The following is an 11,782-nucleotide window of genomic DNA, read 5'->3' as shown; positions in this document are numbered from 1 at the left end:
CCGACGAAGAGCCCGGCGCCGATCACGCCGCCCAGGCCCAGCATGGTCAGATGGCGCTGCTTGAGCCCGTGGCCGAGGGGCTCCGGGGCGAGGTCCGGCAGGGGTGCTTGAGACATGTGCACAGAGTTCCAAGGTCGATGTGGAGGCGCGCGACAGGACGGGCGCGGGGCCGGCAACTCCCGTGCGGGGGGCGGCTCCCAGCGGGGACCGGCGAACCGCGGAGTCCGAGTGGTCGGTTCCTGCGCGGCGACGTCAACCATACCCTCCGATTAATCGGTGAACGGTAAACGAATTCCCCAAGAGCCATGTGGTCCTTTCGACCCAGAGATCCTTGCACCTTTGTCCGGGGTCTTTGAATCCAGGCAATTCATTGGATCCGGGCTCTCGAATACTCAAGGGTTTGTAGGTTCCGTTCTCGGCGATCCCCTCGTGGATAGTCCTTCCGGCCTCCCATCACCCAGTCCTTTTGGACGAAGTCGTTATCCCCGGCCAGCCATGGGACCTTCGACCCTTCTTCCACAAACCGCCTCCCGGTAGATTCCCATCCCGACGGCCAGTTGCGCCTGCCCAGGCAGGAGATCCGGAAATCAACCACTGCTCCGACAGCAACGATCATTGGCTTGGGCGTTACGAATGCAGGAATTCCACACCTGCCCCTTTCGCTCGCATACAGATTGCGGACTTGGAGATACCTACACATGGTCTCCGACCGAAACCGATTGAGAACACAGCCACCATGACGACCGACCGACCCGACACCGCATCCGATTCCTGGCGACTGCGGCCCGCGGCGCAGCAGCCGCTCTGGCCCGACCCACATGCGCTCGCCGCGGCAGTGCACGACCTGTCGTCCTACCCTCCCCTCGTCTTCGCCGGCGAATGCGACCGGCTTCGCGACCGGATCGCCGCGGTCGCCCGCGGCGAGGCCTTCATCCTCCAGGGCGGCGACTGCGCCGAGACCTTCGACGCCGTCACGGCCGACCAGGTCCGGGCCAAGCTCCGCACACTGCTCCAGATGGCCGCCGTACTGACCTATGCGAGTTCCGTGCCCGTGGTGAAGATCGGCCGGATCGCCGGCCAGTATTCCAAGCCCCGCTCGCGCCCGACCGAGGTCCGCGACGGCGTCGAGCTGCCCGCCTACCGGGGCGACGCGGTCAACGGCCTCGACTTCACCCCGCGGTCCCGCACCCCCGACCCCGAGCGACTCAAGCGGATGTACCACGCGTCCGCCGCCACACTGAACCTGGTCCGCGCCTTCACCACGGGCGGGTATGCCGACCTGCACCAAGTGCACGAGTGGAACCGGGACTTCGTCGCCAACTCCCCCATCGGAGAGCGGTACGACAGCCTCGCCCGTGACATCGACGCCGCACTCGCCTTCCTGGCCGCCTGTGGAGCCGCTCCGGCCGAGTTCCGCTCCTCGGAGGTCTTCGCCAGCCACGAGGCGCTGCTCCTCGACTACGAAGCGGCCCTCACGCGTACCGATTCGCGCACGGGCCAGCCGTACGACGTCTCCGGTCACCTGCTCTGGATAGGCGAGCGCACTCGTCAACTGGACGGTGCTCACGTCGAGTTCGCCTCACGGGTCCGCAACCCGATCGGCGTCAAGCTCGGCCCGTCCACCACCCCCGACGAGGCGCTCGCCCTGATCGACAAGCTCGACCCCGAGCGCGAGCCCGGCAGGATCACGTTCATCACCCGCATGGGTGCCACCGGCATCCGGGACGTCCTGCCGGAACTGGTGGCGAAGGTCGGTGCACACGGAGCCCAGCCCGCGTGGATCTGCGACCCCATGCACGGCAACACCTTCGCGGCGCGCAGTGGCCACAAGACCCGCCGCTTCGACGACGTGCTGGACGAGGTCCGCGGCTTCTTCGAGGTCCATCGCGCGCTCGGCACCCACCCCGGCGGCATCCACGTCGAGCTGACCGGTGAGGACGTCACCGAGTGCGTCGGCGGCGGCTCCCCGATCCGGCTGACCGACTTGGACCGGCGTTACGAATCGGCCTGTGATCCGCGGCTGAACCGCGAACAGTCCCTCGACCTCGCGTTCCAGGTCGCCGAACTGTACCGGGAGCGGGCCACCGTCAGGCCCCGTGCCGGTGCCGAGGCCGACTCGGCCGGTTCCGGAACCGCCGGAGCGTACGCCCCCTCACCCCGCGCCACGACACGGGACCTTCCTTGAGCACGTTGCGATGGCTCACCGCAGGCGAGTCGCACGGCCCCGCACTCACCGCCGTCCTCGAAGGCCTCCCGGCCGGGGTGGAGATCACCACCCGGGCCATCACGGACGCCCTGGCCCGGCGCCGTCTCGGGTACGGGCGGGGTGCCCGGATGGCCTTCGAGCAGGACGAGACGGACATCCTCGGCGGCGTCCGCCACGGGCGGACCCAGGGCGGCCCGGTCGCCGTCCGCATCGCCAACACCGAGTGGCCCAAGTGGCGGACCGTGATGGCCGCCGATCCCGTCGACGCCGAGCTGCTGGCCTCCCAGGCCCGCAGCGCTCCGCTGACCCGGCCCCGGCCCGGGCACGCGGACCTGGCCGGGATGCAGAAGTACGGATTCGACGATGCCCGCCCCGTCCTGGAGCGGGCGAGCGCCCGCGAGACCGCGTCGCGCGTCGCCCTCGGCGAGATCGCCCGCGCCCTGCTGGACCAGGCCTACAACATCACCGTCGTCAGCCACGTCGTGGCGTTGGGTGGAGCGACGGCCCCCGATGGTGTGGCGCCGGGCCCCGCCGACGCCGCGCGGGTCGACGCCGACCCGGTGCGCTGCCTCGACCCGACGGCCTCCGCGGCGATGGTCGCTCGTGTGGACCGAGCCCATCGCGAGGGTGACACCCTCGGCGGCGTCGTCGAGGTGCTCGTCCACGGGCTGCCTCCGGGGCTGGGCAGTCACGTCCACGACGACCGTCGGCTCGACGCCCGGTTGGCCGGAGCGTTGATGAGCATCCAAGCCATCAAGGGAGTCGAGTTCGGGGACGGTTTCGCCCTCGCGGGGGTACCGGGTTCGCGCGCCCACGACGAGATCGAGCGGGGCCCCGGGGGATTGCGGCGCCGTACCGCCCGCGCGGGTGGCGTCGAGGGCGGCATCAGTACGGGAGAGGTGTTGCGCGTGCGTGCCGCGATGAAACCCATCGCGACGGTCCCCCGCGCTCTGGCTTCCGTCGACGTCGCGACCGGGGAACCGGCCGTGGCGCACCACCAGCGTTCGGACGTCTGCGCCGTACCGGCGGCGGCCGTCGTGGCCGAGGCGGTCACCTCGCTAGTCATCGCCCGGGCCGCGCTGGAGAAGTTCGGCGGGGATTGCCTGGCCGAGACGGCCCGCAACCACCGCGCCTATCTCGATCACCTGAGCGTCCGCTGAGGACCGCCCCCGCCGATGCCCTCCCCGAGGCCGGATCGTGCCTCCCCCTCTCTCCGACCGGCCATCGCCGCCGCCCGCTGGTGGCCGCCTCCGCAGACCGAAAGGTTCCGTCATGAGACCAGCAGCCCCGCCCCGGCCCGCCCCGGCGCACCACCGATCCGTGGACGCTCCCCGGTGAGCGCGGCGGAGGTCGTCTGGGCGCGTGTCCCCGGGTCGAAGAGCATCACCAACCGGTCCCTGCTGCTCGCTGCCGCCGCCCCCGGGTGCAGTCGCCTCGTCGGGCCGCTCGTCAGCGACGACACCCTCTCCTTCCGCACCGCTCTGAGGACCCTCGGCACGACGGTGGTGGACGACGCGGACGCCTGGGCGGTCACCGGCACCGGCACGGGTCCGGACGGTGACGCGGCCGTGTGGTGCGCCGATGCCGGAACCGCCGCCCGGTTCCTGCCGCCGTTCGTGGCCACCGGGCGGGGCACCGTCCGTTTCCACGGCTCGGAGCAGCTGCGCGCCCGCCCGCTGCGACCGTTGCTGGACGCGCTGGCGGACCTGGGCGCCGAGGTCCACGGCACCGCCATGCCGTTCACGGTGGCCGCACGCGGGTTGCCCGGCGGCCGGGTCACCCTGGACTCCAGGCTGAGCAGTCAGTTCCTCTCCGGGATGCTCATGGCGGCCCCGCTGATGACCGGGCGGCTCACCGTGGACGTCCCCCGTCTGGTCAGCCGCCCCTACCTGGACATGACCCTGGCGCTGATGCGTCGTTTCGGCGCCGACGTCGAGCAGCGGGCCCGGGCGGAGGGCAGCACGATCGTCGTGCGGAGCGGCGGATACACCGCCACCGACTTGTTCATCGAACCGGACGCTTCCACCGCCAGTTACCTCTTCGCGGCGGCCGCCATCACCACGAGCACCGTTCGGGTCCGCGGCCTGGGCACGGACAGCCTGCAGGGCGACAGCGCGTTCGTCGACGTGCTGCGGCGCGCCGGCGCCCGGGTGACCGCGACCCGGGACTGGATCGAGGTCACCGGGAACGGGCCATTGCGCGGGGGGTTCACCGTCGACATGGGGGACATCTCCGACACCTTCATGACCCTCGCCGCCATCGCCCCTCTCGCCGACGCACCGATCACCATCACCGGCATCGGGCACGCCCGGTTGAAGGAGTGCGACCGCGTCGCCGCGATCGCCGAGAACCTGGCGCTGTTGGGCATTCGCACGCAGACCTCACAGGACCGCATCACCGTGCACCCGGGTACTCCTGTGGCCGGCGCCGCCCTGGGCTGCCGCCGTGACCACCGGATCGCGATGTCCTTCTCCGTTCTGGGCCTGCGCGTCCCCGGCATCGTCCTCGATGACCCCGCGTGCGTTTCCAAGACCTTCCCCGGGTTCCACGAGGAACTCGACCGTCTGTTCGGGAGCGGGGCGCCGCTCCCCCGTTCCCTTCCCCCCACCAGGAGGTACGACGATGCGCATGTCCACCCGCGCACTTGAGTGTTCCGCGGCCGCGCTGGCGGTGCTCATCACGTCCGGCGCCCCGGGCGCCTAGGTGCGCGCCCGGGCGCCGGCCCCCTATGTGCGCAGGGAGGCGCGGACCACGGCGATCCGGGCCTGGTACTCCGCGGCTTCCCGCATCACGGTGTGGGTCACCCACTCCTGCGGGTAGCCCCCGTTCAGACGGGTTTCGACGGTGTCGAAGACGGTCTGCGGATCGGCCACCGACCAGGTGCGCACCACCCACGCCGCCGGCTCGTTCATCGGAGGCAGCTCCGCCGACGGGAGGAACGGCAGCTGGCGCCAGGCGGTGGTGCTGCCGACCGTGCTGATCCTGGGCTCGGCGAGGAAGGCCCCCAGTCGGGTGCCGAGCGTCCCGAGGTCGACGGTGCGCCCGCCGCCCCAGTAGGTGCGCATCGCCGCCAGGGCTTCTTGGTCGTCGGGCTTGCGCAGGCTCATCCCCTCCGTGGTGAGGCCCGCCCACCACGGGGCCGTGTAGGCACCGATGTAGCCCTGTTGGAGGACGGCGCCCTGGTCGGAGGGGCGCTTCTCGACGATGAAGTGGTGCAGCATCGGATTGAAGATCTCGTAGACGGTGCGCACCGTCACGGGGGTGAGGAGGAGCTGGCGCAGCGCGGCTCCCTGCCCCTGTCCGTAGGTCGTCTCGGCCTCGCGCTGGATGTCCCCGCCGAGGTCGAGGAGGCGGCCCGTCATGTGCTCGCCCGTCATCCCGCAAGTGCCCCAGGCGTAGGTGTAGCGGCGCTCATGGTCGACGATGTCCTGTGCCCCCGTCACCACGCTGGACGGGTCGTAGCGCACGAGCACCGACGGGGGTCGCACGGGGACCCGGAAGGCCAGCGCCGCGGGCGGGACCGCGCCCTGGCCGTTCCAGGTGCCGAGGGCGGTGGTCGCGGCGGCCCAGGTCGGGAAGGCGTAGCCGTTGAGCGGATCGCTCGCCAGGGCCAGCAGGCCCGCGTGGCGGATGGTCGCGGCGAGGGCGAGGAGGCCGGTGACGGCCGGTGCCAGGGCGAGCGCGGCCGCGCTCGCGTACCGGGTGCCGATCAGGGTGACGGTCCCGCCGGGCAGGGGCACGCTCGCCGGACGGCGGGCGACGGTCAGCATGTTGGGCAGGGTCTGCGGGGTGCGCTGCTCGATCGGCGCCGCCTCGAAGATGTTGAGCGCCCGTAAGAAGGCGTTCTCGTTCGGGAAGGTCCAGGCGCTGCCCGGGACCCCGAAGAGGAAGGCCAGCGAGGCGGCGTGGCCGCCCTCGCCGAGCCCGTCGCCGAGTTGGTCGAGCGCCTTGCGCCGGATGGCGATGTCGGCGGGCGGGTACTTGGTCGTGCCGATCTGTACGTACACGGATGCCTCCCCCTCGGGCGTCCGGGCGGCGGACGCCCCCCCGGCACCAGCTCCGCGACGCACCGTACTCGCGTGGTGACGCGGCGACAATGGCCCGCCGGGACCGGACCGTCCCCTCGCGGGCGGCGGCGCGCGTCAGGCCTCCCGGAGCTCGGCGAACGCCTTCGCCGCGCACTCCAGCGCGGACCCCAGCTCGCTCCCCCAACCGTCGGTGCTCCTGCCCTCGTGTACGGAGGTGCCCGCTCCGGGGGGCACCACGTGGAAGCCGTCCTCCGCCAAGGTGCGCAGGTTCCGTCGGACCGCCGGGCGGCGCAGCGCGGTGGCCGGGATCGACGGGCCGATGACCACGGGAGCCAGTGTGTTCATGACCGTGGTCAGCGCGAGGTCGTCCGCGATGCCCGCCGCGCACTTCCCGATGAAGTTGACGGTGGCCGGCAGCACCAGGACCAGGTCGGCCCACTCCGCCAGCTCCTGGTGCGGCACCCGGCCCTGCTCGGTGTCCCACTCGGGCCCGCTGACCGGTGCCTGGGCCGCGGCCGCCAGGGCCCGGCGGGAGACCAGGAGATCGGCGGACGCCGTCAGGCAGACCCGTACCGACCAGCCGCAGGTCACCCTCAGCCACATCACCCAGGTCGGCATCTTCACCACGTCGAAGGCGCCCGTGCCCACCATCAGGACCTGCCCCCGGGGCAGCGGGACGAGGTCGCGTGCCGTGGCGGTGCCAGAACTCATGGTGGGTCTCCTCGTACGGGCGGCGCGGGGCGAGGTGCGGGGTGAGGTGCGGGCGGTCGGGTGTGCGCGTCAGGACAGGAGCAGCACCCGGTCCCAGTGCGGGCCGTCCTCGACTCCTCCGGCTCTTCCGGTTCCCCCGGGCAGCAGCGACAGGAGCGTCGCCGCGACCCCGGCCGCCCCTTCCAGGAGCCCGCCGTTGTCCACGGCCCGCAGCGGCTGCGCGCGGTCCCAGCCCCGGTCGGACCGTACGGGTGCCAGGTGACGGAATCCGAAGGGTGCCTCCGGTTCCGCCAGGGCGGCCAGCTCCTCGGCCAGCGGTGCGGTCCGATCGAGCAGTTCCCGGTCCCCGGTGAGCCGGCCCAGCCGCCACAGGCCCTGGAGGAGACCGGCCCGGCCGTGGCACAGCGTGGGGCCCTTGAGGTGGTGCTCGGTGTCGGGACGGCGCAGCAGCGCGCGGGCGGCGTCGAGGGCGAGCCGGTGCCAGCCGGTCTCTCCGGTGAGCCGGGCGGCCCCGGCGAGCGAGTTCGCGATGCCCACCGCTCCGTAGCACCATGCCCCGCCCGAGGCCGCGGCGGCGTGGGCGGAGGGGGGAGTACTGCCGCCCGCGCTCCGCACGACTTCGTCGTCGAAGGCCAGCCGCGGCTCCCAGTAGGGACCGGCCGCATCGCGGTCGGCCCGGTCCGCGAGCCAGCGGCCCATCCGCTGGACGGCATCGAGCTGCCCGTCCACCGTGACCCCGGCTTCGGCGCAGCGGGCGAGCAGCGCCAGCGGGCCCGCGATGCCGTGGGCGAGACCGAGATTGAAGTCCCCGCGGGGGAAGAGCTCCTGGTCCGCGGGGGTGGCCTGGAGCGGGCCGGGCACCCACCAGCCGGGGACCCGGTGGCCGTCGACCGTCACCGGCCGGGACAGGGCGGTGAGTCGGGTGAGGGTGGCCCGCAGGGCCGGTTCGGCCGCGGCCCGCTCCTGGGGATCCCCTTCGGCCACCGCGCCGAGCAGCAGCCGCCCGGTGCCGGCGGCGCCGGCGATCACGTCGTACGTCGTCCAGTCCACCCCCGCGCGGGGCGGCGCGGCGGCGATCCGGGCCAGCCGCCGGGTCGCCAGGTGCTCGGTCAACTGGTGGCGCAGCCGCGGATAGTGCCCGCCGCGTCGCGCACAGGCCTGCGCGGCCGCCAGTACCGCGGCGGGGCCGTGGTAGAGCCCCGCCGAGGCCGTCCCGTCCAGGGCCCGCGCGGCCACCGAGAGCTGGGCGTGGGCGGCCGGCAGCCGGCCCGGATCGCGACCGGCGAGCTCGGCGAGGAACAGCGCCGCGCCGGCGTTCCCTTCGAGCGACACCGGGTCCCCGCGCTGGCCGCGATGCCGGACGAGTGCCTCGGGATCGGCGAGTGCGTCCGCCACCCGTGCGACGGCCGACTCGATCAGGGTGGTGGCCGTGGTCACCGCTGGTGCCTCCTTCGGTCGGCGTTGCCCGTCAGGCAGGAGCGGGCGGCGGCGTAGGCCCGCCGTTCGGCGTCCCGGTCGGGGCCGAGCAGGCGGTTGCAGGTCATGTGCAGGAGGCCGGCGAGCACGCGGGGCAACGGCGACCAGCTCTCGCCGGCGTCGGCGAGGGAGTCGAGGACCTCCCGGTACGCGCGCAGCCGGGCGGCCTGGTCGTTCAGCGCGGCGAGCACCTCGCGTCCGGCCGGGTCTCCCCCGAGCACGGGCCACCCGCCGACCGGGTCGACCAGGCGCAGCCACTGTGCCCGGTCGGCCCGGAACCCCTGCGGGAGGTCGTGGCCCGCCGTGTCGGCGGCGAGCCAGGCGGCCCCCGGCTCCTGGGGCCCGTACCGTTCCCGCGCGGACGGGCCGCCGGTGGCGCGAGGGGGGTCGGGGGCGTGCAGGGGCGCGGGGTCGGGCGGCGGGCCGAAGGCCTGGGCGATCGAGGCCATCGACATCGCGGCGAGGGTCTCCGGTGCCCACCGGAGCCCATCGGCCGCCTGGCCGCGGGCAGCGCGCGGCAGGGCCAGGGCCACGCGGCTGTCGGCGGCGAAGAAGCCTTCGGCGGCCTCCTGGGCCCGCGGTCCGCCGTATCGCTCCCATTCGGGCTCGTAGGCGTCCAGGACGCACCGCCCGATCAGGCCCGCTGCGGTCCACTCCCGGACCGCGGCGCGCAGGGCGGGCAACAGCCGCTCCCACAGCGGCCCGGCGGGGCCGTGGAAACGCAGCCGGAGGTGGTCCTCCTGGTCCCGGTAGCGGATGAAGAACCACCGGTCCACGAGATCCCCGCACTCGGCGGGCAGGCCGGCCAGGAACGGGGTGAGCCGTTCGACGAGGAAGGCGGGGACGTGCCGTTCGGGGAGGTAGAGCTTGGCGTAGAGCCATTCGCCGCCCACCTCCGATGACCGCGCTCCCGCGGTGCGCGCCGGACCCGCGGTGCGCGCCGGACCCGCGGGCCGTGCCGCGCGCGGCGCCACCGGTTCGTCGGCGCCGGTGAAGGCCAGCGCCAGTTCGGCCGGCCGGGACGCGCCGTCCGGGTCGCGGAGCCAGCCGCCGGTGCGTTCCCCGCCTCCGGGGACCTCCGTGGCGAGGAGGTCGCCGTCCTTGGCGAGCGCGTCCCGGAGCACCTCCAGGTGCCAGGCGTCGGACAGGTCGAGGCGCAGCCGGTGGTCGAGCCGGCTCAGTACGATCCGCCGCGGAACGCCCCACTGCGCGCGCCACCGGGCCACCGCGGCGGACCACGCGGCCGGTCCGTGGACCGCGTGCTCCGCCAGTTCGTCGAGGCGCCAGGTCGCGGCGAAGAGGATCGTGCGGCCGTAGCGGACGCGCGGCATGAAGGGAGCGGTCCTGACCGGGCCCCAGTCCCAGGGGGTGCACATACGGATGCCGTCCCGGCCGAGTTCCAGCAGGAACCGGGCGGCGTTGGGCGCCTGACCGCGCAGGTCGAGGGCGTGCGAGGTGTGTGGGAGCAGCCTCAGACCGGTGGGCAGGTGGACCGGGTAGAGGTGGTCGGCGTTCCCGGCGACACCGATCTCGTCGAGCCGTACCGCGTGCGCGCTCGGGTCCGGCGGTAGCCCGACGGCCACCTGGCGTCCGGCGGTGCGCGGGCTGTTCGCGATGTTGAGCGCCCGTGCGGTACGCGGTTGGAACGCGACGGTGAGGTGTGCGGCGCCGGGTACGTCCCGGTGCACGGCGGCGGCCAGTTCCTCGGTGATGCCGCCGGTGAGCCCCGCGAACCGGCCGAACGTCGCTCCGGCCTCGGCGGGCGCGGGGCCCGGCCCGGCGACGAGCAGGAAGTCCCCGCGGTCGAGCGCCTCTTCGGAATCCGCGACCAGCGCGCAGAACATCTCGCAGGACCTCGGCAGCCGTGCGGGATCCGGCTCGCCGCGCATGAGCCGCGCCACGAGGTCGTCGTCCAGGACCACCTCGGGGGCCCCGTCGCCGGCTCCCCCACCGGCTTGCTCACGGGCGCCGGCGCGGACCGCGGCCGCGGCCAGGCGGCCGAGCAGCAGGTCACGGGCGCGCTCCGGCGCGGTGTGCGGATCCTCGGTGCGCGAGGAGGCGGGCCACTCGTAGCCCGCGGGCGCCCCCAGTCCGACCGTGTCGTCGAGCAGTTCGAGGACCGGGACGACCCGGTCGGTGCCGTAGCGCTCGATGAAGTCGCGGTGGTACGAGCGGAGGGCGGGCATTCCGGGGCCCGGCGGCGACAGGCGCCACAGGACGTCCACCGCGCGGGCGGCCTCGTCGGCCACGGGCTGCGGCAGCCGCACGTCGGCGCCCAGGGCCAGGTCCACGTGGACGAGCCGGTCGTCCTCCCGCGCCCCTCCGAGCCCGCGCAGTGCGGCTTCGAGCGCGGCGAGCGCCGCGCGGCGCTCCCCGGGCGCGGCCGCGTCGCCCCGGTCCCGGGCCGCGGCCGCTTCCCGGAGCCCGGTCAGGACCGGGAGCGGTGCGCCGGCCGACTCCTGGGCGCCGGCGAGCACCCCGATGAGGTGGGTCAGCGGATCGCTGCCGTCGAGCACCGGCCGCAGGCCCGTGACGAGGAATTCCTGCCGGACCAGTGTGGCGAGGAGTCCGGCGACGGCGCCGGCCCGGGCCGTGGGGAAGCTTCGTTCGAGCGAGGCGATCGCCTCGCGCGCGCGGATGCCGGCCGGGGACGAGGCCAGTTCGAGGGCGGCGGTGACCACGGGAGTGACCCGTACGGACACCTCGCTGCGGGCGGCGTCGCCCGCGCCGGTGCCGGGGTTGGAGGGCGTGGCCATGACGAGCCGGCCGCCGCGCGGGAACACCCCGGTGTGTGCGTGCACGGTGAGGTGCGGCAACAGCGAGCCGTCCAGCTCCAGTTGACAGATCAGTCGGGAGAGCCAGTCCAGATCCACCCGGGTGCGACTGGAAGCGGGCTCCGGCCAGGACACTTTCGCCGAGGTGCCGATGCGTACGGGGGCGACCCCTGCGAACAGCCCGAAGGGGGTGCAGCGGGAGCGCATCCTGGCCTCGTAACGGACCACGGACAGCGCGGCCTTGCGCAGCTGGCCGTCGGTGCGCGGGGCCAGTCCCCCGGGCTCGGTGCTCGACTCGACGAGCCGCGCCAGCGAGGCGCTGGCGACGTACAGGGCCTCCATGAACGGGGCGTCGCCCGCCGCCGTGCGCAGGAGCTGCTCGCAGGCCGAGCGGCTGCCGGGCGCGCCGTCGGGGGACGTACGGACGGGCCCTTCGAGGGCGCCGCGTGCCGGTGCCCGCAGCAGGGCGACGGGTGCGGCGCGGAAATACGGGCGGTGCGCGGCCTTCGGCGGCATCGGGACCGGTCCCCTGACGTTGGCGGCGAATCGGACGAGCGGGTGAGGGAGGGTACGGAGCGAGGGGACGG

Annotated in this window: 7 protein-coding genes; 3 read left to right on the top strand and 4 right to left on the bottom strand. The window is 73.9% G+C overall.

All coding sequences use genetic code 11. The features are described from left to right. Positions 1 to 736 precede the first annotated feature (736 nt). The 3 genes from ACIBEA_RS23515 to aroA all read left to right on the top strand — a co-directional run bounded on the left by ACIBEA_RS23515 (position 737) and on the right by aroA (position 4,854). The gene (locus ACIBEA_RS23515; protein WP_399263938.1) at positions 737 to 2,185 is read left to right on the top strand and encodes a class II 3-deoxy-7-phosphoheptulonate synthase; all 1,449 of its coding nucleotides are present in this window, start codon (positions 737 to 739) and stop codon (positions 2,183 to 2,185) included. After that, positions 2,182 to 3,366 (top strand): chorismate synthase, encoded by a 1,185-nt coding sequence (gene aroC / locus ACIBEA_RS23510; protein ID WP_399263936.1) that lies wholly within the window; start codon positions 2,182 to 2,184, stop codon positions 3,364 to 3,366. Before ACIBEA_RS23515 ends, aroC begins: the two co-directional genes overlap by 4 nt. A 174-nt stretch (positions 3,367 to 3,540) precedes the next feature. Further along, positions 3,541 to 4,854 (top strand): 3-phosphoshikimate 1-carboxyvinyltransferase, encoded by a 1,314-nt coding sequence (gene aroA / locus ACIBEA_RS23505; RefSeq protein ID WP_399263934.1) that lies wholly within the window; start codon positions 3,541 to 3,543, stop codon positions 4,852 to 4,854. A 78-nt stretch (positions 4,855 to 4,932) separates the two neighbouring features. Here the strand turns inward: aroA and ACIBEA_RS23500 are convergent, their stop codons facing one another. The 4 genes from ACIBEA_RS23500 to ACIBEA_RS23485 form a co-directional block, all read right to left on the bottom strand. Next, the gene (locus tag ACIBEA_RS23500) at positions 4,933 to 6,213 is read right to left on the bottom strand and encodes a hypothetical protein (RefSeq protein WP_399263933.1); all 1,281 of its coding nucleotides are present in this window, start codon (positions 6,211 to 6,213) and stop codon (positions 4,933 to 4,935) included. Between the two features lie 135 nt (positions 6,214 to 6,348). Further along, positions 6,349 to 6,945, bottom strand: coding sequence for a flavoprotein (locus tag ACIBEA_RS23495; RefSeq protein WP_399263931.1), 597 nt, complete (start codon positions 6,943 to 6,945; stop codon positions 6,349 to 6,351). A 69-nt stretch (positions 6,946 to 7,014) separates the two neighbouring features. Then, positions 7,015 to 8,382, bottom strand: coding sequence for a lanthionine synthetase C family protein (locus ACIBEA_RS23490; protein ID WP_399263929.1), 1,368 nt, complete (start codon positions 8,380 to 8,382; stop codon positions 7,015 to 7,017). After that, a complete protein-coding gene (locus ACIBEA_RS23485) occupies positions 8,379 to 11,711 on the bottom strand; it encodes a lantibiotic dehydratase (protein WP_399263926.1) in 3,333 nt (1,110 codons plus the stop codon). Before ACIBEA_RS23485 ends, ACIBEA_RS23490 begins: the two co-directional genes overlap by 4 nt. Between the last annotated feature and the right edge of the window lie 71 nt (positions 11,712 to 11,782).

This window comes from Streptomyces sp. NPDC051555, assembly GCF_044454405.1.
Taxonomy (GTDB): Bacteria; Actinomycetota; Actinomycetes; order Streptomycetales; family Streptomycetaceae; genus Streptomyces.
Note: the sequence above shows the minus strand (reverse complement) of the source record. Positions and strands in the feature narration are given on the sequence as shown.